Here is a 24,623-nt window from a genome sequence, read left to right on the forward strand (position 1 = left end):
AGTACTCAACAGAACATCCATCGTGAGAGTCATCGTTATATCCGTAACGGGGATGGGTTCGGATGGAGGACGGGAGCGGGTCGATGTGCTGTCCGTGAGTTGCCCCGGATGTTGTCCGCGGACAACACATCGACCTCCCTCCCGGCTATGCGTACGTCCGCAGCTCGGTCACCAACGCGTGCAGATCGCTCCTGCTGAGTCCCGCCGCGAGCGTCCGAGCCTGCTCCGCGGGTGTCGAACCGAGCTTCTGTACAAGCGCCTGAGCGCCAGGAGCCGGATTCGGCTCAGCGGCCTGATGCGGCACGTTGGCTCCTACAGAAGCCTCCGAGGGAGCTTTCGCGGGCTTCCGAAGCTCCGAAGTGTTGTCCGCGGACAACAACGCGGCGGACGGAGAGGCTGCCGGAGCCGCCGCCGAGGCTGCCGCCGAAGCCTTCGCCGGAGCCGCCGCCGAGGCTGCCGCCGAAGCCTTCGCCGGAGCTGACGGAGCGGTCGCCGGAGCCGTCGCCGGGGTGGCCGTCGGTACAGCCGAAGCCGCAGGACGAACAGGATCAGCCGGGGGAGCCGCAGGACCCGAAGCCTCCACGGCACCCGCGGTCGACGTCAGCACCCCCGCCGCTCCGACCCCCGAAGTGTTGTCCGCGGACAACACTTCAGCGACGGCCTCCGCGCTCCTTGCCTCCTTCACGGACTGGAGGATGGCTCGCTGCTCCGCCTTCGTCCGGGCCTCCTGGTCCTTGAACTGCTGGAGGTGGGCCAGCAGGCCGGCCGCCCCGAGCGCGGGGTTCTCCTTGCTGTGCCGAGCCAGCCGCCGCCCGTCGCGCTCCGGCATCGTGCCCGCGCTCAGCATCGTCTGGATCTCGTACGGAAGGTCCAGCAGCGCCAGCTGATTGGTCACCCAGGACCGGTCCCTGCCCAGCCGCTTCGACGCCCGAGCCTTCGCCCCGGCCCCCGACTCCTCCGCGCAGACCTGCACCAGCTCCAGGACACCGCGCGCCCGCTCGATGACGTCGAAGTCCTCCCGCTCCAGGTTCTCCTTCAGGAGGTGGTCGACGAACTCCTCCCGCGACGACGCGAGGTCGTCCCGGACGACGAAGTCCAGCGCGTCGAGCCCCACGTGCGTGGCGCTCCGGTACCGGCGCTCGCCGTTGACCAGGACGTAGTCGGCGGCACCCAGCTCCGCCTCGTGCTCGGGCCACAGATTCAGGTACGCGGACCTGGTCACCACCACGCACGCCGCGAGCTGCGCCTGGCGCAGCTCCTCGCCGAAGCGCTCCTTCTCCTCTTCCGTACCGAAGTTCCGGCGCGGGTTGATGGGAGTGGGCGAGACGAGGTCGAGCGGGATGCGCACCAGCTCGTACGCGGGCACGTCGCCCTGGGCCACGGCCTTGGCCCGGCCCCGCGCGCTGCGCCCGCCGGGACGCGCCGGCGAGCTGCCGAACGACCCGGCTCCGAGACGGTCTCCGACACGGCTCATACGACGATCCTCCGCGCGATCTCCCGCATGGCCTCGGACTGCTCGCTCTCAGGTGCGTAGTAGAGGAGCGGCTGCTTGAGGCGGACCGCCTCGCGCTGCTCCTTCAGCTCGGGGATCACCGCGACGACCGGCGGGTCCCCGATCTCCTTCCAGCTGTTGAGCGAGGAGGTCGCGATGTACCCCTTCCGCCCGTCGTACATGTTGACCACGAAGCCCAGCAGGGCGACCTCGACGTCCAGGTCGTCGATCAGGTCCTGGATCTGGTCCGACAGCATGTCGTACGCGTCGGCGGACGAGTCCTCGGCCAGCACCGGGACGTAGACGCCCGAGGTGCCGGGCTCCTCGCCCTCGCGCGTACGGCTGTAGTAGAGCGCCGTGTCCATGGAGTAGCCGAGGCTCGGCGGGCAGTCGACGACGATGAAGTCGAAGTCCTGCTCCAGCTGCTCCAGGGCCTTCTCCAGCGCCGTCTCCTTCACCCGCACGTGGCGGGTGGTGGCGAGCTTCGCGTCCAGGAGGAACGCGTCCTTGCACGCGGGCAGCAGGAAGAGCCGTCCGCCGAAGACGCCTTCCTCTATCGGGACCAGCAGCTCCCGCAGCTCGCCCTTGGCCTCGCCCAGCATGTGCTTGGCCAGGCTCGGGTCCTCGATGCCGAACATCTGGTTGCCGAGCTGCACCGTGAGGTGGCCCTGCGGGTCGAAGTCGATGAGGCACACGCGGTGTCCCAGCTCCGCCAGGCTCTGCGCGACACCGGCCGCGATCGCGGTCTTGCCGACGCCGCCCTTCTGGTTGCCGATGACGAGACGCCTCGCACCCGTGGTGCGGGGGACGCGGCGGGGCGAACGGTGGGTGTCGAGCCACAGCCGGATCGACTGGGCGATGCCCTGGTTGAACGGCACGCCCCGCTTCTTGCAGTCGCTCTTCAGCTCGCCGTACAGCCCCGCGGGCAGGTACGTGGAGAAGGAGCTGGCCCCCGAGGTGTCGACGGTCGGCCGGGGGGCGGAGTCGGCGCGCCAGGCGTGGACGCCTTCGGTGACGGCGTCCTTGATGTCGACGCCCAATTCTGCGGCGCGGACCTTCAGTTCTTGGCGGAGGGAAGCCGGGAGCTTGGCAACTACCTTTTCCCGTTCCTCTGGGGCGTATGGGGCGGTCATGGGGGTACCTTACTCACCTTCGCTCCTGATGCACGACACAACGCGCGGGATTGGCGTGACAACTTCTCAGAAGCGGTGGCCGACCCGGCCCGTCCCGCGCCCGCCGGTGCGCGCAACCGGCGGACATGCAGAAAACGCATGAAGGTCGACTAGGGTTACCCCGCATGGAGCCGGGCCTGGAAGGAACACTGAGAACGACCGTGGCAGCACTGCTCCAGATGACGGGCGAGCCGCAGCGCGAGCTGGCGGCGGCACTCGGCCTGACACAGACCCAGGTGTCGCGCCGCCAGGCCGGAACGACGGCCTGGACGCTGAAGGACTGCGAGGTACTCGCCGCCCACTACGACATTCCCGTTCTCGACCTGCTGGCGGGCCCGGGTCGAGCATGCGCGGTGCTCCCGGCGCACCGCTACCGGAGGCACCACCCGTGAGCGACTTCGAGGCGATCGACGCCCTGCTGAACTCGGTGACCGAGGAAGCCGAACTGCCCGCCCCCGCCGACCGGGTCCGGCTGCGCGAGACGGCCCGCCTCTCCAAGGCCCAGGTCGCCCGCGCGCTCGGCGTCAGCCCGTCGACGATCGGCGGCTGGGAAGCGGGCCGCGAGCCCACCGGCGAGATCCGCACCAAGTACGCCTACCTCCTGGACGGCCTCCGGGCGAAGACCTCCCCGGCCGTGGAAGAGCCCCCCGCGCCCGAGGTCCCGGCTCCGGCCTCAGGCCCGGCGCCCGCTACTGCCTCCGCCTCTGCCTCCGGCTTCCTCTCCGTCTCCGCTGACGAGGAACTCGCCGCTCCTCAGCCTTGCGTGCTGTGCGGGCAACCAGCCCGTGACCAGGTAGAAGGCTTCCCGCAGCACCTCACTCCAGAGGAATGCGCAGAGGCTGCAACCCCGGATTTGTTGTCCGCGGACAACACTTCGCCGTCCTCCGCGACTGCCCCCGGCGCCGCGAAAGTGTTGTCCGCGGACAACACATCACCCGGACCGGGTGCCGCCCCGGGCGTCGCGAATCTGTTGTCCGCGGACAACACTTCGCCCGAGCCCCCTGCTTCCCCCGCTGACCCGAATCTGTTGTCCGCGGACAACACCTCGGCCGCGCCCCCCGTGCCCGCTGCCGACCCCGATCTGTTGTCCGCGGACAACAGATCGCCTCGACCCTCCAGCACCCCCGCCGGTCCCAAAGTGTTGTCCGCGGACAACAAATCGCGGCCTCACGCCACCCGAACCGGCCGTACCAACCGTGCCTTCCAGGAGCCTTCCGACGAGGTGGCCCTCGTCGCCGCGGCGGTGCGGGACGCCCTCACCACGCACGACGGTGACGTCGAGGCCGCGACAGCACGTCTCGTACGCCGGGCGATCCCCGACGCGATGGCCCTGCTCGACTCCTGCCGCAAGGGTGCCCGCTACGAAATCATCGGCCACCCCCCGCTCCCGGACATCCTCCGCAAGAAGACGTCGAAGGGTGCCGACGAGATCTGGGAGGCCCGGCCGAAGTGGACCCGGGATGAACTCCCGCCCGGCCGCCACGAGATCACCGCGCTCGACATCAACGGCGCCTACCTGTCCGCACTCAAGACGCACCTCCCGATCGGCACCCTCGAACACTCCACGGGCAACCACCACGACCGCCGTCGCGCGGGCGTCCACCTGATCACCCCGCCCGCCTGGGAGCACGAGGCCGTGCTCCCCAACCCCATCGGATCCCGCGACGAGCCGGGCCCCCTCTGGGTCACCGAACCGACCCTCCGGCTCCTGCTGCGTTTGTCGACGGGCAAGTACGGGCTCTGCGACCCGCCGGAGATCCACGAGTCGTACACCTCGGGCGCGACGGAGAACCTCCTTGAGAAGTTCAGGACCACCCTGGTCGAGGCCCGCCAGGAGGCCATCGCAGCGGGCGACGACGTCACCCTGGAGTACGTGAAGGCCATGTACTCCAAGTTCGTCGCGACGATGGGGGAGTCGAACTTCAACCGCGAGCTGTACCGCCCCGACTGGATGCACCTGATCCGCTCCCAGGCGTTCGCGAACCTCTGGATGAAGGCGTACAGGTGCTACGACGAGGGTCTCGCGGTCGTACGGGCCATGGGTACCGACGAGCTCCACGTGATCGGCGACTGGCGCGGCGTCTTCACCGAGGGCAGGGGCGTCACCGAAGTGAAGGTCAAGGACGTCTACACGGCGGGCGCCGAGACCGACTGACTGCCTGGAGCCGGAGCCCGTGTCTGAGCCTGCTGTCCGACCCAGGGCGGACCCAGAGCGGACACAGGCTCTTAGACTGCCCCTCATGGGCGTCTCCTGAGTAGACGGACGCGAGTCCGCGACAGCACCTCCCGGCGGTCCCGGGACGGTTTCGCGTACCCGTACACGGCCTCCGTCGCTTCCTCTTCACCCATGTCCCAGGAGACACAGCCATGGCATTCCGCCCTGCGACGCCCCACCCCACGGCTCCCCGTACGTCCACCACCGGATCCGCCGCCCGCGCTCTGGACGCCCCCGCTCTGGACGCCCGTATCGAACGGCTCAGGAGCCTCGCCCAGGTCGATCCCCGTCTCGAAGGGGTCCTGCTCTACGGTTCGTGGACCCTCGGCGAGGCCGACGCCCACTCCGACATCGAGGCGTACCTCTACATCGGGGACGAGTACGTCGAGGGGTTCGACGGCCGGGAGTTCCTGGCGGGCCTGGCGCCGCTGAAGCTGGCGTACACCAACATGTACGGCATCCTCGCCGTCGTCTTCGACGACCTGATGCGCGGCGAGTTCCACCTCGCGCCCGCGGAGGCGGGCATCGCCGAGGTTCCCTCCTGGCGGGGGACGGTCCACTTCCCGAACCCCGAGGCCGCCGTGCTCCTCGACCGTACGGGCCGTCTCACGGAAGCCGCCCGGGAGCTGGCCGAGCACTGCCCGCCCGAGGCAGCGGCAACGGCCCAGCGGCTCGCCCACGAACTGACCAACTGGACGCTGATGCTCGCCCACGTCCTCCGGCGCGGCGAAACCGCCCGTGCCCACGCGCTCCTGGGCACCGTCGTCGCCCCCCAACAGCTCCAGCTCTGCCGTCTCCTGCGCGGCAGCACCGCCCACTGGCTGACCCCGAGCCGCGCGCTGGAGCAGGACCTGCCCGCCGCCGACCGCGACCGCTACACGTCGACGACCTGCGCGGCCCGGCCGCAGGACGTCCGTGCCGCCGCGCGCGACAGCTGGCAGTGGAGCCGCGACCTCGCGACCGAGGCGGCGGCCCGCTGGGGCATCGCCGTACCGACCGGACTCCACGAAGAGATCAGTGCTCTGCTGAACCAGGGCTGATCGACACCACCAACTGATCGGTACCGCGACCGACCGGTACCGCGACTGACCGGCATCGCACGACAGGTCGGACGGTCTGCCGGGATCTCCGAGAGCCCCGGCAGACCGTCCATCCGTGCGTGACCCACGTCACCCTCCGGGCTTGTCACGGGAGCAGGGCCTGCTCAGTCCCATGGACGTCCGCCTCACCACCGCGCCCATGGAGCGAGAGATGACCGCCAACTTCCGTGCTACCCACCACATCGTCGTCCTCGGCGCCGGCTACACCGGAATGCTCGCCGCGATCCGCCTGGCCCACCGCACCGGAGCCGTAAGCGCCCCCGAATCTGTTGTCCGCGGACAACAAATCGCGCCCGCCTCGGACAACGCCCCAACAGCAAGTCCCCGCACCGGCCGCACCTTTCGCATCACACGCACCGCCCCCACCACCCGAGTCACCCTCGTGAACCCCTCCGCCCGCTTCACGGAGCGCCTCAGGCTGCACCAGGTGGCCGCGGGCCAGGAGCTGCCCCACCACCACATCCCCGATCTGCTCGACGGCACAGGCGTGACCTTCCACCAGGCCGCGGCCACCGCCATCGACCCGGAGGAACAGCGACTGACGCTCAGCGACGGCGAGTTCCTGCGTTACGACACCCTCGTGTACGCGCTCGGCAGCACCACCGACACCAGCACGGTCCCCGGCGCCGCCGAGCACGCCCGTACGCTCAACAGCCAGGAATCCACCCGCCAGTTCGCGACCCGCCTCGCCGAACTGTCCGCGGCGGGCGGTGGCACGGTCACCGTCTGCGGCGGCGGCCTGACAGGCGTCGAGGCCGCAGCCGAGATCGCCGAGAGCCACCCCGGGCTCGACGTGACCCTGATCAGCCGCGGCACGCCCGGCGAGATGATGGGCGACCGGGCGCGCACGTACCTCCGCCGGGCCCTGGAGCGGCTTGGCGTCACCCTGCGGACCGGCGCGACGGTCACGAAGGTGCTGCCCGACGCGGTCGAGCTGGACGGCGGCGAACTCGTCCCCTCGGACCTGTGCCTGTGGAGCACGGGGGTCCGGGTCTCACCGCTGGCCGCAGATTCCGGCCTGGCCACCGATGCGCGCGGTCTGGTCCAGGTCGACCCGTACCTCCGCTCGACCTCCCACCCCACCGTCTACGCCATCGGTGACGCGGCCGCGGTGGAGCAGGCGTGGGGCAAGGTCCACGGCACCTGCCAGAGCGGTCTGCCCGCCGCCGCCCACGCCGCCGACACGATCGCCAGGGAACTGCGCGCCAAGCCGGTCAGGCCGTTCCGCTTCGGCTACTTCCACCAGCCCGTCAGCCTCGGCCGCCGCGACGCGGTCATCCAGTTCACTCGCGCCGACGACAGCCCGCGCCGCTGGTGCCTGACCGGCAGGGGAGCGGTGGCGTACAAGGAGACGATCAGCGGCAGCCCGGTGAAGATGTACCGGCTCAGCAAGCGGTTCAACGTCTCGGCGAGCCTCTCCAAGGGCGGCCGGGCGACCCGTACAGCGGTGTGACGGGAAAGCCGGGCGCCTCGTACGGTGGCGTGAACCATAGGACGGCGTGAACCGTAGGACGGTGTGAACCGCACGACGGCGCGACCCGCACGGCGGCATGAACCGTACGACGGCGTGACGTGAACAGCCGGCCGTCCGCTCGGACCGCACCGGCGACCCCGCTCCCCCCTCCGGCTCACTCCCCCGCAGGCGTGAGCCGGTCCACCAGGGTCCCGATGAGCTCGTCGACGGGCAGGCGGTCGACGGCCTCCGGGATGGTCAACTCGTCGACGAACAGCCCGAACATCGCGAAGTACATCAGCAGCACGGTGGCGCGGTCGCCGGGCAGCCCGGCGTCGAGGTGGAACGCGATGTTGTTCTCGATCTCGTCGCCGAGCACCTTCGTCAGCTCCGCGCGCAGCTCGGGCCGCCGCACGCCCTCCAGGCGCAGCTCCAGCATGGCGAGGTGGCTGTCCCGGTCGGCGTGCATGCGCTCGCGCACCAGCCGCATGAACGAGGACGTCAGCTCGCGGGAGGGCCCCTGGGCGAGCATGCCCTCGATCAACGAGGTGTCGGGCATCAGGCGCTCGCGGGTGCGTCCCATGATCTGGCGGAGCAGTTCGCCGCGGTTGCGGAAGTAGTTGGAGCAGGTGCCCACGGGCACCTCCGCCTTCGCGTCGACCGCGCGCAGGGTCAGCCCGCGCGAGCCCTCCTGGGCGAGGACGGCGATGGCGGCGTCGAGCAGTGCGGTGCGGCGCTCGGTGTTCGTACGCATGGCGGGGGAAGCCTCCGGATTCCATTGACACCACTGCAAATGCAGTACTATATTCACATCACTTCGTGCAGAGTACTACGCGGAGACCGGCACGTCCGACCTTCCCAGGAGACGCGATGCGAGCCAGCACCACCCGTACCGCCCACCACAGCGGGACCGTGACCGCCCCTCACCAGTTCAACCGTTCCGGTGGCTTCCGGCAGCCGAAGCCGCGTTCCGTTCCGCGCCCCCGGCCGCTCCCCAAGCCGGGCACGCGCCGGTGACAGCACCGCGCACGGCACGGCACGGACGGAAAACGCACCGGCAACAGGCGTACGGAACGGCCCGGGACCGCCCCGGGCCGTTCTGCCGTGCTCGCTAACGTGGCCGCAGCAGCAGGCGTCCATCCCGGGGAGCGCGAGCCATGGCCGAGCCGCTGAAAACCATCAGCAACGGGCGGGAGATCGAGCTTCCGAGCACCATCCCCGGCATCAGGGCCGCCCTTCCCGAGCACCGCCGCGCGGAGTTCGACCGGGCCGTCAACGAAGCGGACGTGCACGAGATCCACGGGGTCCTGCGCCACTGGATCCTCGAACTCGCCGAGGACGAGTCCGAGCGCGCGATCACCGCACGGCTCCGGGAGCGGGAGAGGCGCGTCGCTTGACCCGCTACCGCATCACGTATGCCCCGCCCGCGGACACGGCCCTCACCAAGATGACCGGGGCCGAGCGCTTCAGGGCGGAACTGGAGCGCACCCTGGGCGCCGATCCCTACGGGCACGGTTCCAGCCAGGTCGGCTCGGACCGGGACCGCCGCGAGGCCACCGTCACGGGCGTCATCATCCGCTACTACGTGTCGGGCTCCGTCTTCACGAACACGGTGGTACGGGTCGTCCCCTTCCCGCCCTGATCACGCGTCCCCACCCCACCCTCCTATACCTTTGACCGGAAACCAGGCGACAGGGACGAGACGGACGGGTGCCTGAACACAACGAAGACTTCGGGAAGTACGGCGCACAGGGCCGCAGGGGCAGCGAACTGGTCGCGCGCCGACTGGACGCGCTCAGCGGCGGCATCGCCACCCCGATCACCGCCAAGCGCGGTCTGATGGCCCGTCTGAACTACCTGACCCGTACCGAACACGCCCGCGCGGCCGCCAGGGCCGCGGGCCTCACGGTCACGGACCGCACCCTGCGGGCCTGGCTGGCGGGCAGCCGGCAGCCGTCGCGGGCCAGCCTGGAGAAGATCGAGGGCGCCTACCGCACGGTCCGCCGCCAGAACGTCGCCCGCCACCTCCTCCAGCGCCTCAACTCCCGCGGCGGCACCAGGGTCGAGCTGCACCCGCTGAACCAGTCCCAGGTGGCCCGCCCCTACCAGCGCGTGGTGGAGTACCGCTCCCTGAACGTGCGTAAGTGGGACCGCATCATCGGCGCCTGGGCGGCGGGCGACCAACGCACCCTCGACGACGCCTGGACCGATGTGATCACGGACCTGGGGTCGCAGTGGGGCCAGTACGAGTACGTCACGAACGTGGGCTTCGCGGCCTGACCAGCGGCTATGCTGCGCCCCAGACACCAGGGGGAGGGAACGCGCCATGGGATTTCGCAGGCTGTTCGGGACGGGTGACGAGGGCGACGGCCAGGAGCCGCCGGAGATCGACACGCAGATCCTCTCGGTGACCCTGCTGCCGGGCCACGAGGTCGAGGGCGAGGTCACCCTCAGGGGCGGCAGCAAGGGGCTGAAGGTCGAGCACCTGGACCTCGACGTGGTGGCCAAGGCCCACTACTACGACGGCAAGGTCAACGAGGAGACGGTGACCGGGCTCGACGCCCGCCGCTACTCGCTGGACGTGGCGCCCGGCGCGGAGGAGCGCTCCGCGTTCGGCGGACGCCTGCCCTGGGAGTGCCCGGTCACCGAGCTCGGCGGCCGGGCACTGGGCGTGGACGTGTCGCTGACCACCAAGCTGAGCTGGGAGTCGGACTCCCCGGTCAAGGACCTGGACTTCCTGCACATCGCGGCCCCGCCGGTGTACGAGGCGGTGCTGGACGCCTTCGCGGAGGAGGGGTACCGCGTCGAGGGCTCGCAGCTGATGGACGAGTACATCCCCGACGTCGAGGCGAACCACGGCCTGCACCAGGTCTTCTTCCTCGGCAACCCCACCAGGGCCGACCGGTTCGGGGAGCTGGAGGTCGTCTTCTTCCAGAACGCGGTGGGCGTACTGGTCTTCGTGCGCCGCGCCGCCCGCAGCGTCTACGAGTGGGAGGAGAAGCCCCCGCACCGCACCTTCCCCGCGGCACACCACGAGGTGGGCCAGGCGGACCTGGGCGAGCGCGTGCGCGAAGCCCTCACCACCCTGACCCTCATGGACGGCTAGGCCCCGCCCGACCACCGGCCGGCACCGCGCCTCATTCGTCGAGCAGCCCCGCGCGCGCCGCCGCGACACCCGCCTGGAAGCGGCTCTCCGCTCCCAACTGCTCCATGATGTCGGCTATGTGCCGACGCGCGGTGCGCAGCGACATGCCCAGCCGCCGGGCCACTGCCTCGTCCTTCAGCCCGGCGGCCAGCAGGCGCACGATGGTGTCGTCGACCGCCTGCGCCACCTGCGCGAGCCCTTCCTCGGCGGCCGCCGTGAACGGCTGGGCGAGCGCCCAGGTCTGGTCGAAGATCTCGCACAGGTAGGCCACGAGGGACTCCTGGCGCACGACGACCGCGCCGAAGGAACCGTCGGCGAGCGGGACGAAGGCGGTGTGCCGGTCGAAGACGATCAGACGGCCGAAGAGCTGGTGCGCCGTACGGTATTCGGCACCGGACGCGGAGACCTGCTCCACGTACGCCTGGCAGGAGGCGTTGAACCGGGCCGTGTGGTGGTACAGCGTCCGCATCCGCACGCCCCGCGAGAGCAGCGCCCGGTCGCGGCGCAGCGACTCCTCCATCGCCTCGGGCGACTTGACCCCGCCGGGCTGGCTGGAGATGACCTCGCTGCCGCAGCTGTGGGACTGGTACTCCAGTGCCGCGCGCACCTCGGACCTGCTGGCGATGACCTCCACGCTGTCACCTGCGCGGCCGCTCGACGCCCCGAGGTAGTGCGGCAGGAACCCCGCCAGCATCGTCCTGCTGGTGGCGAGCTGGGTGTGCAACTGGGCCATCCGCTCCTCCAGCGGAGCGCAGACGGCGTGGATGGCCGCGTGCGGCGCGACGGCCTGCGCCCGGCGCGGGTCGTGCGGATCGGGGTGTACGAGTTGCAGGCGCACCAGCCGGTCGAGCGCCGCCTGCGCGTCTTCGGGGTCCAGACCGAGCTTGCTCAGATGGGCGGCCAGTGCGTCGAGATCGACCTGCCGGTGCTCCAGCACCCACGCGTAGACCGCGGTATCGGTCCGATCAGGTCCGTACTCCGAAGCCTCGTGCGGCATATCTGAGCGTATGGCCATTTCGTTCCTTCGTCAGCTTGCTGCCGCGGAAGTTGGTGAGGGGCCCGCAGCATGGCGCCGCCCCTGCCACGGGCCACATCCTAGATCCACGAGAGGCACCCACCTCAAAGGGGGCTGATCAGTGAAGAACCGCCCGTCCGCACACAGTTGAACGCTCCCCGGAGGAACCATGAAGCCCTGGATCGTCACCGTCGCCGCACTCGTCGCCCTCCTGCCCGCCGCCCCCACCGCCGCGGCCGTCTCGACCGACCACACCGCACGGGCCGCCGCGTCCGACCCCACCAGAGGCGCCCACACCGGCGGCCACCCGGGCCAGGACGACACGTCCTGGAGCTGCGGCACGCCCCGGTGCAAGCCGCTCGACTGACCCGCCCCGAAGGGCCGCCCACCGAGTCCCACCGAAAGACCGGGCTCCACCGAAAGGGAGACTCCGATGTCCCACGCCTCGCCCCCGTCCCTCAGCGCCCGCGAACTGCAGATCCTCCGGCTCCTCCTGGACGGCTCCACCTACCCCGCGATAGCCCACCACCTCCGCCTCAGCCCGCACACCGTCGACACCTACCTGCGCCGCATCCGTGCCAAGACCGGAGCCGCCAACCAGTTCCAGCTCGCCGTGGTCGCCTGCCGCATCCACGGCCTCCCTGACGGCCAGGTCACCCCGGGCCAGGTCATCGCAGGCTGACGGCCGAGCGCAGAATTGACCCATGGATCGGGCAGCAAAATGCACCTGATGCCATGTCACTGTGCCTCGTAGAGTTGTGTTCACAAGGCGCCGGGAGAGCCCGGAACCGCAGCTCAGAGGCAGGAAACAGCACCATGAACGCGCAGCCCGCAGCCAAGGCCGTCCTCACCCGCGCCGCCACCGCCGAGACGACCGCCGACCCGAGCAGCGTGATGACGCTGCTCGCGGACTACGGCACGGAGGGCAGCGCCCTCACGAGCTACCGCTCGACGTTCGCGCGGGGCGCGGTCGGCGCCCCGGCGCACTTCCACACCAAGGCGTCCGAGCTGTTCTTCGTGCTGGACGGCGCGCTCCAGGTCCTCGTGGACGACGAGGTGAAGGTCCTGGAGAAGGGCGACTTCCTGCTGGTCCCGCCGCACACCCCGCACGCCTTCGCCGCTGCGCCCGGCCGTGAGGCGGACGTCCTGTTCGTCTTCGGCCCCGGAATGCCGCGCTTCGACTACCTGCGTCTGCTGGGCCGCGTCATGCGCGGCGAGGCGGGCTTCGAGGAGATCAAGAACTCCTCCGAGCTGTACGACAACCACTACGTCGACAGCCCGGCCTGGCAGGCCGCCCTCGAAGCCGCGAAGTAGAAGAAGCAGAAGAAGCAGAAGAAGCAGAAGAAGCAGCGCAAGAAGCAGGGGAAGCCGAGTAGGCCGATGCGGCCGGGCCGGCCGGGCTCACGGCGTCCCGGCGGCCTCGCCCGGCGGTCCCCCCAGCACCGAGACCACCAGCTCCGCCTCCGGCGTGAGATCGGCCTCCCAGCCCCAGTACGCGGGGACGTACAGCACGTCGCCCGTCCGCAGCCGGAACCGCAGCGATTCGGTGAACTTGCTCCCGTCCTCGGGCACGCTCGCCCGCGGGGTCCGCTTCAGGTACCAGGAACCCGCCCCCGCCGTCTGATGCACCAGCAGGTGCCCGGCCGTGGTGCCGTGCTCCGTGGTGCCGTGCGCCGGGGCGCCGGTCGGCCGCCGGCCGGGACGGGTGCGCACCGGGAGGCCCGTCAGCAGGGCCAGCGCCCGCGCGAACGCGTCGAGCTCCTGGGGACCCGCCGCCCCGCCCAGCGCCGGATGGTCGTGCTCGGACCAGAGGATGCCCGGTGCCCGGTTCAGGTGGACGCCCAGGAAGTAGGCCAACTCCTGGAGGTGCAGGGCTGCTTGGCCGTCCGCGGCGTGGGCCGAGTCAGTCATGGGTGTCCTCCGTCCTTGGTGCGGCGCCCGACAGGAGCACTCTCCTGTACGGCGACACCGCGGGACCAGTCACGAAAACCCGTGACCCGGACCGGGCCAGGTAGGTGGAACGGGACCGCGGTACCGCTTTTTCGGTGACGGAAATACGTGACTTGAGTGGCCGACCGGCTCACCGGCACAGTGAAGGAGCCCCCGCAGGACGGGGCCTTCACCATTCTCCGCATCCCACCGAGGGGTAATTTCATGCGCGTTCGAAGAGGAATCATCGGTGCCGTCGCCACGGCGGGGGCGAGCGTTCTGCTGGTGACCGGTACGACGACGTCCGCCAATGCCGCCGAAATCAAGCAGTACCGGAACGCGCAGACGGGACTCTGCCTGGACTCCAATGCCAACGGGTCGGTCTACACGAAGCAGTGCGGCAGCGACAACCCGTACCAGAAGTGGGAGCGCAGGTACGAGGACGGTGTTCTCCGGCTCCGTAACCTCAAGACCGGCCGCTGCCTTTCCAAGGCCGGTGGCGGGTCGAAGATCACCACTCAGCCGTGCGTCACCGACGGCACGCAGCAGTGGCTTGAGGAGAAGGCCAATGGCACGACCCGCATCACCGGATACGCCTTTCCGAACGGAACTCTCGTCAAGGCTGCCGTGGACTCGAACGCCAAGGGCGACGCGTACCTGAAGGAGTACGGGCCGGACAACCCGTACCAGCAGTGGTACGAGTAAGTCCCCCGGCCCGTCCGTCAAGAATTCTTCGTACGAGACACGAGAGTGGAGAAAACCAGATGAAGAAGAGGCTCTTCGGAGTGTGCGCCGCGGCCCTGCTGTCCCTGGGCGTGGCCGTGCCGGCCAGCGCGGCACCCGCGCCCGAGCCGCCCTACGACCTCCTGACCATGGGAGAAGGGCCGGAAGTGCTCGGCATCGTCTACGCGGACGCGAACTTCACCGGGTCGCGGATCGAATTCCGTGGGAACGGGTGCAGCAAGGACAAGGACGGGATTCCCGAGTACCAGTTCCCGCTGAACTCGGAGTGGCGGTGGCGGATATCGTCCCTGAAGCTCTACTCCTCCTCCAAGAACTGCGAACTCTGGCTGCGGGACAGGACCGGCGACAAGCTGTCTTTCGGCGGGTACGCCTCGGTGAAGTGGCTGGGCGACTGGAACGACCAGACCGTGACCGTCCAGTTCACCTGACCGGCCGCCCCCGCATCGAATGCGGCACGTCAATCCCGTACCCAGTCGCGCAAGGCGGATGCCGTGAGGGCCGCGTCGACCTTTTCGGTGACGTCCTTGTCGGAGGCGTCCGTGTGGAGTCCGAGGACGGCGTATCCGGTTCCGCATTCCAGTATTTCGCTGAACCAGTGGGACGGCAGCCGGGCGATGACGCGCAGACACGCCAGCTCGGAGGCGGCATGCGGCGTACCGGTGAGCCGAACTCTGTGTTCCACGGTCTCTTCTCCTGCCGATCGGTGGGATCCGAAGGCCCCGGGAAGGACGCGGCATGGGCCGGTTCCCGAAGGGAGACCGGCCCATTTGCGTGAGTTTTCGGGACCGAGGAAGAGGACGAAGGAGGTCCGGGCGGTGAGATCAGAACTTGCTGAAGTTCACGGTGCCGCCGTTGCGGGTCCACGAGCCCTGGAAGCCCCAGTTGATCCAGCCGCCGTCGCCGCGGTTGACGACGGTGCCCGACTCGAAGACGAGGACGCGGTAGCCGTAGACGTTGTGGTGGTAGGTGACGTCACCCACCACGCCCCTGAGGTCCAGCGAGTAGTTGAGCTTCGTGTTGATGACCATGACGTTGTAGCGCCCGCCGGCCTTGTTCCACGCCTGCTCCAGCTGGCTCTTCACGAAGGTGTCCCGGGTCGCGTTCGCCTGGGCCTGCTCGATGGCGGACGCGACGATGCCGCCGATGATGTTGATGACGTCGACCCGGACCAGCGGGGAGAGGATCGACGCCGTGCCCACCTGCTGCGCCGTGCCCACCTGCTGGGCCGCGGCCGGAGCGGGCGCGGGGGCCTGGGCCGGGGTGGTGGCGGCCTGCGCGGCGGTCGGGAGCATCAGCCCGCCGACGGCGACGGCGCTGACGAGGGTGAGGGCGGCGCGCTTCAGGTTCTTCGACATTTCGATCTCCTCGGAAGGGTTTTCGGGCAAAGGGATGCCCGGGATGCGTACGGAAGGGGTCGATCAGAGGGTGCTGGGGGACCGGTGGAGGCGTTCCGCCGGGTCGGGCCGGTCGGGTTCCCGGCGGTGCGGGCCGCTCCTGTCGGCGCGGCCGCCGTCACCGGGACCCGCTCATCCCCAGTCGTTGGTGAGCGGACCGACGGAGGCCGAGGCGTCAGCGGAGGCGACCTGCCCGGCCGGGGCCGTACGGGGGGCCGCGTCGTGGGCCTGGGCGAACCCGGCGCCGCCGACGGCCAGGAGGGCGGTGAGCGCACCGGTTGCGATGCGGGAAGCGAAGCGGTTCACGGGGTACCTCCTGGAGCGGCGAGAGTGCTGGACAGTGGTGCGCCGTTCGGGCCCTCCCGCCGTCGCCGTTTCGGCTTTCGTTCCGGCGGGCCGCCCTCACAAGAAGAATGTTGCCTGCTGGGAGGGGTCGGCAGCGGGCCGCGACCGTGCAGCAAGGGACCCGGTTCCCGTGCAGTTTCCTGCACGCTCCCGGCTCCGGGACGCGACCTGCCGCCGGGCGGGCGGTGGTTGCCGTGACCACCGGACGGACGGCCAACGACCTCGGTTTCCTCGGGGTCTCGCCCGACGAGGAGCGGTTCTACCGGGCCCTCCTGCGGGACCGCGAGGCCGCGGGCGACCACGAACCGGTCGTGGTCACCCGGATGCTGGAACTGGGCGTCGTGGTGCGCACCCCGGCGGGCGGCCTGCGCCCGCTCTCCCCCAAGCGGGCCGTCGAGCGGCTGATCGAGCACCGGCTGGGCCAGGTCCAGGACGACCTGGAGGAGACGGGGCGGCGCGCGGGGGTCGTCGACTCCCTGAGCGCGGAGGCCGACCCCGCCCGTACGGCCACCAGGACGGCCACGTACGACAACCCGGCGATCCGTCAGATCGAGGGCCTGGAGGCGGTGCGCGGCGCCATCGACGAGATGACCTTCTTCGCCCACACCGAGAACCTCACCACCAACCCGGTCGGGGTGCTCTCCACGGAGTCGATCGAGGTCTCCCGCCCGATCGACCTGAGGATCCTGCGCCGGGGGGTCCGCATGAGGACCCTGATGGCGTCGGCCTGCCTGCGGGACGGGACGACCATGGCCTACCTGCGGGAACTCACGGCCCAGGGGGCGGAGATCCGGGTCTCGCCCCATCCGCTCGAACGCATGATCATCTGTGACCGTGCGGTCGCCCTGACCCCCATCGACCCGGAGAACACGGCCCGCGGAGCGCTCCTGACCCGCGAGCCCGGTCTGGTGAGCACCGTGGTCTCGCTCTTCGAACGGATGTGGGCGGCCTCGCAGGAACTCCCCGAAGAGGCCCTGCCCACCCTCACCGAGACCGAGCAGCGGATACTCCGCACCCTGTACCTCGTCGACAAGGACGAGACCGGGGCGCGCCAACTGAACATGGCGCTGCGGACCTACCGGAAGCACGTGGCCCGGCTCATGGCCAGGCTCGACGCGGACAACCGCTTCCAGGCCGCGCTCCGCGCCCGCGAACGGGGGTGGGTCTGAGCCCGCACTCGGCCCCCCGCCCCCCCCGCCCGGGAAACCCACGACTTTCCTGAGAAACCCAGCAGTCCAGAGAAACCCAGCAGTCCAGAAGCAGTCCCACGTTCCCCAAGGAGGAAAACCCATGCGTTTCAGAAGAGGATTCGCCGGAGCCGCGGCTGTCGTCGGGGCGAGCGTCCTGCTGGTGACCGGTACGGCCCCGAACGCCAGCGCCGCCGACACCAAGCAGTACCGGAACGTCCAGACGGGGCTCTGCCTCGACTCCAACGCCAACGGGGCGGTCTACACCAAGAGTTGCGGGAGCACGAACCCGTTCCAGAAGTGGGACCGCACGGTCGTGAACGGCAGGATCAAGCTCAAGAACGTCGGGACCGGGCGGTGCCTGACCATAGAGGACGCCTGGACCGAAGGGCTCGTCACCGAGCCGTGCGACAGGAACGACCCCGAGCAGCTCTGGTGGGAGCTGACCATCGGCGGCAAGGTCCGCATGGTCGACGACCGCAGCTACGCGGTGGACTCGAACACCAAGGGCAACGCGTACCTGAAGACCTACGGCGAGAGCAACCCGTACCAGCAGTGGTACGCGTAGGGGGAGCGCCCCGGAAGAACGGGAGCGGGGCGGAGGCCATACGGCCCCCGCCCCGCTTTCCTCGCCCCGCTCGCGGCCTACTTGCCCTTCGCGTCCTTGCCCTTCGCGTCCTTGCCCTCGGCCAGGGTGTGGGCCACGAGGGCGTTCGCGTGGCCGTGGCCGAGGCCGTGCTCGGCCTTGAGCCAGGCGACGAGCTCCATGTGCTTGGTGAGGGGCGAGGTACGGATGAGGTCCTGCCACTCTGCGACGGGGCGGCCGTACTTCTTCTCGATGGAGGGGAAGTAGCTCGCGGGGCCCTTCACGGGTGCGCTCATGTGCCTGTCCTGTCTGTGCGGTACGGAGGTTTGACGGTACGGACTGCGGGGGGAGCGCGCCCTACTCCTCGGCGAGGCGCGCGGTGATCGCGGCCAGGCCGAGCAGGCCCAGGCCGGCGCCGAAGGTGAAGGCCACGACGGTGGCGGAGGAGCCCGCGAAACCGGCGAGCACACCGACCGGCAGCAGACGGGATCCGATCGCCCAACCGCGCCGCCCCCGCGCGGAGAAGACGCGGGCGAGCACGAGGAACGCGGCGCACAGGGCGAGGTAGCCGACCATGCCGACGAGCATGTGCACGGTGCCGTGCCAGCTCAGCGCGGTGGAGTCGGCGGCCGGGTCGCCGACGGGGAAGCCGCCGCCCGGGTCCGCGCCGAACACCGCGGCCAGCAGGAAGGACGCGCCGAAGACCCCGACCAGCCGGGGCGCCCAGGTCCCTCCCGGGCCGTCGCGCAGCGCTCCCCGCATGCCGACCGCGGCGGCGATCAGCAGGGCGCCCGTCAGGACGAAGCTCGTGATCTGGACCCAGCCGAGGTCGCCGAGGCTCAGCTGGCTGATGGCGTTGCGCGTGAAGTCGAAACCGTCCCGCGTCAGCCCCTGGACCAGCCCCGCGCCCAGGAACAGCGGCCCGGCCACGACCCCGCCGCCCAGCAGGGTGCGCGTCGCGGACCTGGCGGGCGTCGCGGACGCCGGTGCGCCGATGGCGTGGGTCATGAGGAACCTCCCGAAGATTGGAACTGGACGGTCTAGTACTGCTTGCGCTCCGGGCGCTACAGTAGACCCATCAGAACTAGACTGTCCAGTACTGACCGACGAAGGAGCGCACATGGCGGCGAGGCAGCGGACGGAGGGCGGGGAACAGACCCGGTCGGCCCTCAAGCACCAAGCGATCATGGACGCCGCGACCCGGGTGTTCATGGCCAAGGGGTACCCCGGCACCAGCATGGACGACATCGCCAAACTCGCCGCGGTCTCCAAACAGACCGTCTACAAGCACTTCTCCGACAAGGAGAAGCTGTTCACGGAGATCGTCCTGGCCACCACCGACCGGGTCGACGCCCTGGTCGACCTGGTGGCCGACATCCCGGCCGACGCCGACGCGCTGGAGGCCAACCTCACCAGGCTGGCGGACCAGCTGCTCACCGCCCTCACCCAGCCCCAGGTGCTCCAGCTCCGCCGCCTGATCATCGCCAACGCCGACACCTTCCCCGAACTCGGGGCCGCCTGGTACGAGCAGGGCTTCGAGCGGGTCCTCGGCACCCTCGCGACGACCTTCCGGCACCTCGCCGACGCGGGCCTGCTGCGCATCGACGATCCCCTGCTGGCCGCCAACCACTTCACGGGCCTGCTGCTGTGGATCCCGGTGAACAAGGCGATGTTCCACGGCGGAGCCCAGCACACGCGGGCGGAGCTGGCGGACCAGGGCAGGGCGGGCGTGGCCGCGTTCCTGGGCGCATACCGCTGAGCGCGTACTACTGGGTGCGTACCGCTGAGCGCGTACCGCTGAGCGCGTACCGCCCAGTCCCAGTGGAAAGATGCTGACGCCACGCGCCTCATTGACCCCACAGCGCCACTGCGATTGCATGCTTGCGGTCCTCCGGTAACGAAACCGGAGGCAGGACCTGCAGGGGGGAAACATGAGAGGAAACAAGAACCGAAGCACCACCAGACGTACAAGGACCGTCCTGAGCGCGGCAGTTGTGGTCTGCGCGGTCACGGCGGTACTGCCCGGATCCGCCGCGGCGGAGTCGACGGGCGCCGCGGGAACCCTCGGCGCCGGCGTCGAGAGGATCAGCGTCGCGCCCGACGGCAGCCAGTCCAACGGCGACTCCGCGGGCGCCTCGATCACTCCCGACGGCCGCCACGTCGTCTTCACGTCCACGGCGACGAACCTCGTCCCCGGCGGCACGCCGGGAGACAACACCCCGTACGTCCGCGACCAACGGACGGGGCAGAACAAGCGGATCGGTTCCTACTCCCCGCTCGCGCCCCCGGTCATCACCGGGGACGGCCAGTACGTCGCCTACTCGATCCCGTGGATGCGGAACATCCGGGTGCGCCAGGACCAGGTGCAGACGGGAGCGACGGGTTCCTTCAACTGCCTGGCCTACACCTGCGACCAGCCGTCCCTGTCCGCGGGCCTCGGCGAGGTCGCCGTGGTCATCAGGGTGTCGGCGACCCAGCAGCGCGTCGAGGTGGGGGACTGGATCAGCGGCTCCAGGCAGACCGTCGCCACCTTCAACCACACCCAGTCGGCGCTGCCCTCCATCAGCGGCGACGCGCGCCGCGTCGCCTACCAGGACGGCCAGACGAAGGACGTCTTCGTGTGGGACCGCACCAGCGGCACCAGCACGGGCCCGATCGAGGGCCCCGCCAAGGAAGCGACCCTCGTCCAGCTCAGCGACAACGGCAACAAGGCCGTCTACCTCTCGGGCGCCGACACCTACGTCCACGACGTGAGCGCGGGCACCGCCCAACTGGTGCCGAACGTCAAGGGCGTGGCCATCGACCCCACGGGCCGCTACCTGCTGTACGCCCCGGTCGGCACGACCGGCCCCTCGCTGGTCCTGCGCGACCTCCAGACCGGCACCGACGAGACCGTCTCGGACCAGCCCGCCACGGCCGAGGTCGACGCGGTCAGCGCCGACGGCCGTGACGTGGTCTTCAGGTCCGCGGCCGACGACATCGTCCCCGGCGACACCAACGGCAAGCCGGACCTGTTCATCCGCCGCTTCTACTAGACCGCGGTACGGCCCCCGCCCCGGCCTCGCAGCCGGGGCGGGGGCCACAGCCGGGGCGGGGCCGCAGCCGGGCGGGGGCCGCCGCCGGGACACCGCGTGCGTGCATGTCACAGGCATGCCATACGCTCAACCGCGGCAGCGTCCACGCACCCGCAACGCGGTGCGAAAAGGGGGGACGCGCGGCCGGTTCAACACGGCCCGGCGAGTGCCGGGCCGGCACATGTGGGGGTCACATCACCGTGCGCACACGCAGCACGTCCATCGCGACGGCACTCGCCGTCGGCCTCAGCTCCGTCGTCCTGGCCACGGGCGCGGCGAGCCAGGCATCCGCCGACTCGGCCAGGATCCTTTCGGTCGCCTCGGTCGGCGACCTCGTCGTCGACGGCGTCCACCAGCGGGTGTACGTCTCCGACCCGAGCAGCGGCAAGATCGTCGTCACCGACTACGCGGGCACCGTCAAGGCCACCCTGACCGGGCTGTCCGGCGTGTCGGGCCTGGCACTCTCCGCGGACTCCTCCCAGGTGTACGCGGCGGTGAAGGACGCCAGGCGGATCGTGTCGGTGGAAACCGCCACGTACACCACGACCGCGAGCTACGACCTCGGCGCGGCGCCGCGGGAACTGGAGGTCGTCGACGGGCGGATCTGGTTCTCCCACGACTCCAGCTTCGGCTCGCTCGACGTCTCCGGCCCGCAGCCGGTCGTCCGCCTCTCCCAGAACGGCGCCGTGACGTTCAGCGGCGCCACCCTGCTGGCCTCCGACCCGGCCGTGCCCGGAGTCCTGGTGGCGGGCGGCGGCAGCGCGCTCGCCGTGTACGACGTCACCGCCGACGGAGCCGTCCTGCGGGTCAAGGGCGACATGAGCACCAGTGTCGACCAGCTGGACCTGACGCCCGACGGCAAGCGGGTCCTCACCTCCTGGGGCCCGATGGGCCACGGCTACAGCCTCGGCGAGTACTCGACCGGCGACCTCGCCGCGCAGAGCGGCTACCCCATCGAGGCCTACCCCAACGCGGTCCGGGTCGCGGCCGACGGCACCATCGCGGGCGGCAGCGAATCCTGGTACGGCGACGACGTCCACATCCACAAGCCCGGCGGCCGCACCCCGGTACGGGAGTACGACTTCCCCAACACCGGCACCAGCAGCGGCGCCGACACCCTCGTGGACGGCGCGCTGGCCTGGTCCCCGGACAGCACCCGCCTGTTCGCCGTTTCGGTCAACAACCACAACGTCCACACCCTGCGGACCCTGACCGACCCGGTCAGGGAACTCCCCGCCCTGACGGTCTCGGCGCCCGCCAAGGCCGAGCGCGCCAAGAAGCTCACCGTCACCGGCCGCCTCACCTCCAAGACCGTCCCCGCAGCGGGCACCGCCCTCACCGTCGTCCGCACCGACGTCGAACGGCCGGGCGGCAAGCAGCTGCCCGCCGTGAAGACCGCGGCGAACGGCACCTTCTCCTTCACCGACACACCCACCGCCGGCGGAAAGGTCCGCTACAAGGTCACCTACGCGGGCGACGCCACCCGCGCGGCCGCCACCGCGACCGCGGCCGTCACCGTCTCCCGCAAGACGCCCGCGATGAGCCTGAACAACAACGGCAAGCTCTACGCGTACGGCAAGGACGTCACCTTCACCGCGCACCTCGGCGCGACCTACACGAACCGCACCGTCGCCCTCTACGCGGACCCCTTCGGCTCCGACAAGCCCAAGAAGCTGCTGAAGACCGCGAAGGTCAACGCCAAGGGCAACGTCGCGGCGGTCGTCGACATGACCCGCGACACCACCGTCACCGCCGTCTTCACGGGCGACGCCCGCACCGCGCCCAGGACCGTGACGGCCACGGCGCTCGCCGAGGCCAAGGTCACCACCGCCGTCTCCCGGCACTACAGGACCGGCCGGATCGGCTCCACGACCTACTACTACTTCCGCAAGAGCACCGACCCGCTGTTCACCACCACCATGAACTACTACGGCGGCCGCAAGCAGCGCTTCCAGGTCCAGGTCCTCTACCGGGGCACCTGGTACGACGCGGGCGACGGCGCCGAGTACTTCGCCCTGGGCCGCAACGGCAAGTCCGCCGTGAGCCTCCCCGCGCCCGGCGAGGCGGGCATCCACGCCCGCATGCGCTCCTCCTACATCAACGGCGCCTCCGGCGACTCCGTCAACTCCACCACGCACGGCGCCTGGAAGTACTTCACCTTCACCAACTGAGGCCCCCGGCCTTCACGAACTGAGGCCCCCGGTCTTCACTGACAGAGGTCCCCGGTCCCGAACCACAGGGTGCCCCGTCCGCCGCACGCCGCGGCCGACGGGGCACCCGCCCGTTCGGCCCGTACGGTCAGTTCGCCTCCGCAACCACCCCGGCCCGCTCGACGGCCTCGTACAGCGCCCGGATGTTGGAGCTGCCGAAGCCCTGCGCGCCGTGCCGCTGGATCAGCTCGAAGAAGAGCGTGCGCCGCTCGAACGGCGAGCGGGTGCAGAGCTGGAGGAGGTGGCCCCACACGTCCCGGTCGGCGAGCACATTGGTCCTGCGCAGGTCGGCGACCTCCTCGACGAGGTCCCCGATCCGCCCGGGGAGCGCGTCGTAGTACGCCCCCGGAGTCCGGAGGAACTCGACGCCGGCGGCCTCGAACTCCAGCACCGCGGGGACGATCTCGTCCACCAGGAACGCCAGGTGCTGGACGCCGGGGCCGCCGTTGCGGTCGAGGAACCCGTCGATCTGACCGGGCTCCTTCGCCGGGTCGGGCTCGACCATGGTGAAGGTGATCCCGCCGGAGCGGCTGCGCACCACGATCGAGTCCATGGCCTGCTCGCCGACGGTCACGTACTCGCTGTGGTGGTTCTCGAAGCCCAACCCGTCGACGTAGAAGCGCACCGCGTTGTGCAGCCGACCGGCCGCCAGACAGACCGCGACGTGGTCCAGGCGCCGCAGCCGGGGCACACCGCTGCGGCCCGCCCCGGAGCCCGGAGTCAGCGCCCACGGCCGTCCGGCGGGCAGCCCGGCCGCCAGGCCTGCCGGGCGCTCGACCAGGGTGTGGCGGACCGCGCCGAACCCGGAGACGGCGGGGAAGGGGGCACCGTCCACCGTGAGATCACGGGCCTCCGCGGCGAGCGCGCCGCGCCAGGAAGCCTTGGCGTCCTCGCAGGCGAACGCGATGTCGACCACGCCGTCGCCGTGCTCGGCGAGGAACCCGGCCGCCGCCGCCCCGGAACTGACGACCAGCTGGAGGCCGCCCTGGCGCAACAGCGTCGAATCCAGACCACCCGTACTGCACCGCGCCATCTCCCGGAATCCGAAAGAGGACACGAAGTAGTCCGTGGTCCTTTCCTGGTCGCAGGTGTAGATCTCGATGAACTCGACGTCGTGTGCGGTCATGATGTTCCCCATCCGATGCTCGGCCGGTGAAGCCGTCACGTTCCGAACCGGGCGAGAGGGTCCGCAATTCCCCTCCTCCCACATTTCTGAAACTGCCTTGACTTTCCGGGAAAAGCTCATGGAAATCGCCGCGTGAGACACCGTCCGAGACGCGCGTCCCGGTACCCGCAGCGGACGCGCCGCCACGTGCTCGGGCAGGCGCACCCGGTCGCCGGGGCGGAAGCGGCAGCTGCCCACGACGCCCAGGTCCGCGCGGAACAGCTCGACGGCCATCCGCACCATCTCCGGCTCGGCGCGCACCGCAGCGGGCAACTGCACACCGAGAAGAACCACACAATCCCTCATCGAATTCTCCTAAAAAATGGCAACGACACACATCCGCCATCGCCGCAATGACTCCGGAGGTAATCGATCCCGGTGCCGCCCGCGCCGCATG

At 70.3% G+C, this 24,623-nt stretch carries 29 protein-coding genes; 18 read left to right on the top strand and 11 right to left on the bottom strand.

Going from position 1 to position 24,623, the window contains the following annotated elements:
- Window positions 1-145: 145 nt before the first annotated feature.
- Both ACIBNE_RS34770 and ACIBNE_RS34775 read right to left on the bottom strand, forming a co-directional pair.
- Entirely contained in the window at window positions 146-1,474 is a 1,329-nt protein-coding gene (locus ACIBNE_RS34770; RefSeq protein WP_399278849.1) for a ParB/RepB/Spo0J family partition protein, read from the bottom strand.
- A complete protein-coding gene (locus tag ACIBNE_RS34775; RefSeq protein WP_399278850.1) occupies window positions 1,471-2,625 on the bottom strand; it encodes a ParA family protein in 1,155 nt (384 codons plus the stop codon). The genes ACIBNE_RS34770 and ACIBNE_RS34775 overlap by 4 nt, the downstream gene beginning before the upstream one ends.
- 200 nt (window positions 2,626-2,825) lie before the next feature.
- Between ACIBNE_RS34775 and ACIBNE_RS34780 the strand changes: the two genes are divergently transcribed.
- The 4 genes from ACIBNE_RS34780 to ACIBNE_RS34795 all read left to right on the top strand — a co-directional run bounded on the left by ACIBNE_RS34780 (window position 2,826) and on the right by ACIBNE_RS34795 (window position 7,432).
- On the top strand, window positions 2,826-3,056 hold the full coding sequence (locus ACIBNE_RS34780) for a helix-turn-helix domain-containing protein (RefSeq protein WP_399278852.1): 231 nt from the start codon (window positions 2,826-2,828) through the stop codon (window positions 3,054-3,056).
- Window positions 3,053-4,819 carry a helix-turn-helix domain-containing protein gene (locus ACIBNE_RS34785; protein ID WP_399278855.1) on the top strand — a complete coding sequence of 589 codons (1,767 nt, stop codon included), beginning with the start codon at window positions 3,053-3,055 and terminating at the stop codon, window positions 4,817-4,819. Before ACIBNE_RS34780 ends, ACIBNE_RS34785 begins: the two co-directional genes overlap by 4 nt.
- A 212-nt stretch (window positions 4,820-5,031) precedes the next feature.
- Window positions 5,032-5,919 carry a nucleotidyltransferase domain-containing protein gene (locus ACIBNE_RS34790; protein WP_399278857.1) on the top strand — a complete coding sequence of 296 codons (888 nt, stop codon included), beginning with the start codon at window positions 5,032-5,034 and terminating at the stop codon, window positions 5,917-5,919.
- A 211-nt stretch (window positions 5,920-6,130) separates the two neighbouring features.
- On the top strand, window positions 6,131-7,432 hold the full coding sequence (locus ACIBNE_RS34795; protein ID WP_399278937.1) for an NAD(P)/FAD-dependent oxidoreductase: 1,302 nt from the start codon (window positions 6,131-6,133) through the stop codon (window positions 7,430-7,432).
- Between the two features lie 175 nt (window positions 7,433-7,607).
- Here ACIBNE_RS34795 and ACIBNE_RS34800 read toward each other — a convergent pair whose 3' ends face one another.
- Entirely contained in the window at window positions 7,608-8,186 is a 579-nt protein-coding gene (locus ACIBNE_RS34800) for a TetR/AcrR family transcriptional regulator (RefSeq protein WP_399278859.1), read from the bottom strand.
- A 403-nt stretch (window positions 8,187-8,589) separates the two neighbouring features.
- On the opposite strand from ACIBNE_RS34800, the gene ACIBNE_RS34805 reads away from it, so the two are divergent.
- From ACIBNE_RS34805 to ACIBNE_RS34820, 4 genes are all read left to right on the top strand, one after another.
- Window positions 8,590-8,829, top strand: coding sequence for a hypothetical protein (locus ACIBNE_RS34805; RefSeq protein WP_399278861.1), 240 nt, complete (start codon window positions 8,590-8,592; stop codon window positions 8,827-8,829).
- 50 nt (window positions 8,830-8,879) lie between these two features.
- A complete protein-coding gene (locus ACIBNE_RS34810; RefSeq protein ID WP_399278939.1) occupies window positions 8,880-9,074 on the top strand; it encodes a hypothetical protein in 195 nt (64 codons plus the stop codon).
- 68 nt (window positions 9,075-9,142) lie between these two features.
- A complete protein-coding gene (locus ACIBNE_RS34815; RefSeq protein ID WP_399278863.1) occupies window positions 9,143-9,712 on the top strand; it encodes a transcriptional regulator in 570 nt (189 codons plus the stop codon).
- A gap of 46 nt (window positions 9,713-9,758) precedes the next feature.
- Window positions 9,759-10,538 (top strand): sporulation protein, encoded by a 780-nt coding sequence (locus ACIBNE_RS34820; RefSeq protein WP_399278866.1) that lies wholly within the window; start codon window positions 9,759-9,761, stop codon window positions 10,536-10,538.
- A gap of 31 nt (window positions 10,539-10,569) precedes the next feature.
- On the opposite strand, the gene ACIBNE_RS34825 is transcribed toward ACIBNE_RS34820, so the two are convergent.
- Window positions 10,570-11,592, bottom strand: a complete 1,023-nt coding sequence (locus ACIBNE_RS34825) for a LuxR C-terminal-related transcriptional regulator (protein WP_399278868.1) — start codon at window positions 11,590-11,592, stop codon at window positions 10,570-10,572.
- Between the two features lie 169 nt (window positions 11,593-11,761).
- Here ACIBNE_RS34825 and ACIBNE_RS34830 point away from each other — a divergent pair, with 169 nt between their 5' ends.
- The 3 genes from ACIBNE_RS34830 to ACIBNE_RS34840 all read left to right on the top strand — a co-directional run bounded on the left by ACIBNE_RS34830 (window position 11,762) and on the right by ACIBNE_RS34840 (window position 12,906).
- A complete protein-coding gene (locus tag ACIBNE_RS34830; RefSeq protein ID WP_399278870.1) occupies window positions 11,762-11,959 on the top strand; it encodes a hypothetical protein in 198 nt (65 codons plus the stop codon).
- Window positions 11,960-12,025: 66 nt separating this feature from the next.
- Window positions 12,026-12,274, top strand: a complete 249-nt coding sequence (locus ACIBNE_RS34835; protein WP_399278871.1) for a response regulator transcription factor — start codon at window positions 12,026-12,028, stop codon at window positions 12,272-12,274.
- Window positions 12,275-12,408: 134 nt separating this feature from the next.
- Window positions 12,409-12,906, top strand: coding sequence for a cupin domain-containing protein (locus tag ACIBNE_RS34840; protein WP_399278873.1), 498 nt, complete (start codon window positions 12,409-12,411; stop codon window positions 12,904-12,906).
- Between the two features lie 87 nt (window positions 12,907-12,993).
- Here ACIBNE_RS34840 and ACIBNE_RS34845 read toward each other — a convergent pair whose 3' ends face one another.
- Complete coding sequence (locus tag ACIBNE_RS34845; protein ID WP_399278875.1) at window positions 12,994-13,503, bottom strand: hypothetical protein; 510 nt, start codon at window positions 13,501-13,503, stop codon at window positions 12,994-12,996.
- A gap of 243 nt (window positions 13,504-13,746) precedes the next feature.
- Between ACIBNE_RS34845 and ACIBNE_RS34850 the strand changes: the two genes are divergently transcribed.
- On the top strand, window positions 13,747-14,226 hold the full coding sequence (locus tag ACIBNE_RS34850) for an RICIN domain-containing protein (RefSeq protein WP_399278877.1): 480 nt from the start codon (window positions 13,747-13,749) through the stop codon (window positions 14,224-14,226).
- 59 nt (window positions 14,227-14,285) lie between these two features.
- Entirely contained in the window at window positions 14,286-14,693 is a 408-nt protein-coding gene (locus tag ACIBNE_RS34855) for a hypothetical protein (protein WP_399278879.1), read from the top strand.
- Window positions 14,694-14,722: 29 nt separating this feature from the next.
- Here ACIBNE_RS34855 and ACIBNE_RS34860 read toward each other — a convergent pair whose 3' ends face one another.
- The 3 genes from ACIBNE_RS34860 to ACIBNE_RS34870 form a co-directional block, all read right to left on the bottom strand.
- The gene (locus tag ACIBNE_RS34860; protein WP_399278881.1) at window positions 14,723-14,947 is read right to left on the bottom strand and encodes a hypothetical protein; all 225 of its coding nucleotides are present in this window, start codon (window positions 14,945-14,947) and stop codon (window positions 14,723-14,725) included.
- A gap of 139 nt (window positions 14,948-15,086) precedes the next feature.
- Entirely contained in the window at window positions 15,087-15,620 is a 534-nt protein-coding gene (locus ACIBNE_RS34865; protein ID WP_399278882.1) for a stress protein, read from the bottom strand.
- A 171-nt stretch (window positions 15,621-15,791) separates the two neighbouring features.
- On the bottom strand, window positions 15,792-15,965 hold the full coding sequence (locus ACIBNE_RS34870) for a hypothetical protein (protein WP_399278884.1): 174 nt from the start codon (window positions 15,963-15,965) through the stop codon (window positions 15,792-15,794).
- A 233-nt stretch (window positions 15,966-16,198) separates the two neighbouring features.
- Between ACIBNE_RS34870 and ACIBNE_RS34875 the strand changes: the two genes are divergently transcribed.
- Window positions 16,199-17,173, top strand: a complete 975-nt coding sequence (locus ACIBNE_RS34875) for a helix-turn-helix transcriptional regulator (protein ID WP_399278886.1) — start codon at window positions 16,199-16,201, stop codon at window positions 17,171-17,173.
- 121 nt (window positions 17,174-17,294) lie between these two features.
- Window positions 17,295-17,759 carry an RICIN domain-containing protein gene (locus tag ACIBNE_RS34880; RefSeq protein ID WP_399278887.1) on the top strand — a complete coding sequence of 155 codons (465 nt, stop codon included), beginning with the start codon at window positions 17,295-17,297 and terminating at the stop codon, window positions 17,757-17,759.
- A 77-nt stretch (window positions 17,760-17,836) separates the two neighbouring features.
- Here the strand turns inward: ACIBNE_RS34880 and ACIBNE_RS34885 are convergent, their stop codons facing one another.
- Both ACIBNE_RS34885 and ACIBNE_RS34890 read right to left on the bottom strand, forming a co-directional pair.
- Complete coding sequence (locus tag ACIBNE_RS34885) at window positions 17,837-18,073, bottom strand: DUF4287 domain-containing protein (protein WP_399278889.1); 237 nt, start codon at window positions 18,071-18,073, stop codon at window positions 17,837-17,839.
- Between the two features lie 61 nt (window positions 18,074-18,134).
- Window positions 18,135-18,785 (bottom strand): DUF998 domain-containing protein, encoded by a 651-nt coding sequence (locus ACIBNE_RS34890; RefSeq protein WP_399278891.1) that lies wholly within the window; start codon window positions 18,783-18,785, stop codon window positions 18,135-18,137.
- Between the two features lie 112 nt (window positions 18,786-18,897).
- Between ACIBNE_RS34890 and ACIBNE_RS34895 the strand changes: the two genes are divergently transcribed.
- From ACIBNE_RS34895 to ACIBNE_RS34905, 3 genes are all read left to right on the top strand, one after another.
- Window positions 18,898-19,536, top strand: a complete 639-nt coding sequence (locus ACIBNE_RS34895) for a TetR/AcrR family transcriptional regulator (protein ID WP_399278892.1) — start codon at window positions 18,898-18,900, stop codon at window positions 19,534-19,536.
- Window positions 19,537-19,708: 172 nt separating this feature from the next.
- The gene (locus ACIBNE_RS34900) at window positions 19,709-20,812 is read left to right on the top strand and encodes a hypothetical protein (protein ID WP_399278894.1); all 1,104 of its coding nucleotides are present in this window, start codon (window positions 19,709-19,711) and stop codon (window positions 20,810-20,812) included.
- A 239-nt stretch (window positions 20,813-21,051) separates the two neighbouring features.
- Window positions 21,052-23,022: an Ig-like domain repeat protein gene (locus ACIBNE_RS34905; protein ID WP_399278895.1), complete on the top strand. Its 1,971-nt coding sequence runs from the start codon at window positions 21,052-21,054 to the stop codon at window positions 23,020-23,022.
- Between the two features lie 127 nt (window positions 23,023-23,149).
- On the opposite strand, the gene hppD is transcribed toward ACIBNE_RS34905, so the two are convergent.
- Window positions 23,150-24,187: a 4-hydroxyphenylpyruvate dioxygenase gene (gene hppD, locus ACIBNE_RS34910; protein ID WP_399278897.1), complete on the bottom strand. Its 1,038-nt coding sequence runs from the start codon at window positions 24,185-24,187 to the stop codon at window positions 23,150-23,152.
- Window positions 24,188-24,623: the final 436 nt, after the last annotated feature.

Origin of the sequence: Streptomyces sp. NPDC050504 (assembly GCF_044458065.1) — a bacterium.
Taxonomy (GTDB): Bacteria; Actinomycetota; Actinomycetes; order Streptomycetales; family Streptomycetaceae; genus Streptomyces.

What these genes read in the sequence shown, in the direction of transcription:
- ACIBNE_RS34790 (WP_399278857.1), top strand. Translation starts at nt 5,032, where the DNA reads ATGGCATTCCGCCCTGCGACGCCCCACCCCACGGCTCCCCGTACGTCC.
- hppD (WP_399278897.1), bottom strand. Translation starts at nt 24,187, where the DNA reads ATGACCGCACACGACGTCGAGTTCATCGAGATCTACACCTGCGACCAG.
- ACIBNE_RS34855 (WP_399278879.1), top strand. Translation starts at nt 14,286, where the DNA reads ATGAAGAAGAGGCTCTTCGGAGTGTGCGCCGCGGCCCTGCTGTCCCTG.
- ACIBNE_RS34900 (WP_399278894.1), top strand. Translation starts at nt 19,709, where the DNA reads ATGAGAGGAAACAAGAACCGAAGCACCACCAGACGTACAAGGACCGTC.
- ACIBNE_RS34825 (WP_399278868.1), bottom strand. Translation starts at nt 11,592, where the DNA reads ATGGCCATACGCTCAGATATGCCGCACGAGGCTTCGGAGTACGGACCT.
- ACIBNE_RS34820 (WP_399278866.1), top strand. Translation starts at nt 9,759, where the DNA reads ATGGGATTTCGCAGGCTGTTCGGGACGGGTGACGAGGGCGACGGCCAG.
- ACIBNE_RS34850 (WP_399278877.1), top strand. Translation starts at nt 13,747, where the DNA reads ATGCGCGTTCGAAGAGGAATCATCGGTGCCGTCGCCACGGCGGGGGCG.
- ACIBNE_RS34890 (WP_399278891.1), bottom strand. Translation starts at nt 18,785, where the DNA reads ATGACCCACGCCATCGGCGCACCGGCGTCCGCGACGCCCGCCAGGTCC.
- ACIBNE_RS34865 (WP_399278882.1), bottom strand. Translation starts at nt 15,620, where the DNA reads ATGTCGAAGAACCTGAAGCGCGCCGCCCTCACCCTCGTCAGCGCCGTC.
- ACIBNE_RS34835 (WP_399278871.1), top strand. Translation starts at nt 12,026, where the DNA reads ATGTCCCACGCCTCGCCCCCGTCCCTCAGCGCCCGCGAACTGCAGATC.
- ACIBNE_RS34810 (WP_399278939.1), top strand. Translation starts at nt 8,880, where the DNA reads ATGACCGGGGCCGAGCGCTTCAGGGCGGAACTGGAGCGCACCCTGGGC.
- ACIBNE_RS34830 (WP_399278870.1), top strand. Translation starts at nt 11,762, where the DNA reads ATGAAGCCCTGGATCGTCACCGTCGCCGCACTCGTCGCCCTCCTGCCC.
- ACIBNE_RS34795 (WP_399278937.1), top strand. Translation starts at nt 6,131, where the DNA reads ATGACCGCCAACTTCCGTGCTACCCACCACATCGTCGTCCTCGGCGCC.
- ACIBNE_RS34840 (WP_399278873.1), top strand. Translation starts at nt 12,409, where the DNA reads ATGAACGCGCAGCCCGCAGCCAAGGCCGTCCTCACCCGCGCCGCCACC.
- ACIBNE_RS34885 (WP_399278889.1), bottom strand. Translation starts at nt 18,073, where the DNA reads ATGAGCGCACCCGTGAAGGGCCCCGCGAGCTACTTCCCCTCCATCGAG.
- ACIBNE_RS34775 (WP_399278850.1), bottom strand. Translation starts at nt 2,625, where the DNA reads ATGACCGCCCCATACGCCCCAGAGGAACGGGAAAAGGTAGTTGCCAAG.
- ACIBNE_RS34770 (WP_399278849.1), bottom strand. Translation starts at nt 1,474, where the DNA reads ATGAGCCGTGTCGGAGACCGTCTCGGAGCCGGGTCGTTCGGCAGCTCG.
- ACIBNE_RS34880 (WP_399278887.1), top strand. Translation starts at nt 17,295, where the DNA reads ATGCGTTTCAGAAGAGGATTCGCCGGAGCCGCGGCTGTCGTCGGGGCG.
- ACIBNE_RS34845 (WP_399278875.1), bottom strand. Translation starts at nt 13,503, where the DNA reads ATGACTGACTCGGCCCACGCCGCGGACGGCCAAGCAGCCCTGCACCTC.
- ACIBNE_RS34800 (WP_399278859.1), bottom strand. Translation starts at nt 8,186, where the DNA reads ATGCGTACGAACACCGAGCGCCGCACCGCACTGCTCGACGCCGCCATC.
- ACIBNE_RS34805 (WP_399278861.1), top strand. Translation starts at nt 8,590, where the DNA reads ATGGCCGAGCCGCTGAAAACCATCAGCAACGGGCGGGAGATCGAGCTT.
- ACIBNE_RS34895 (WP_399278892.1), top strand. Translation starts at nt 18,898, where the DNA reads ATGGCGGCGAGGCAGCGGACGGAGGGCGGGGAACAGACCCGGTCGGCC.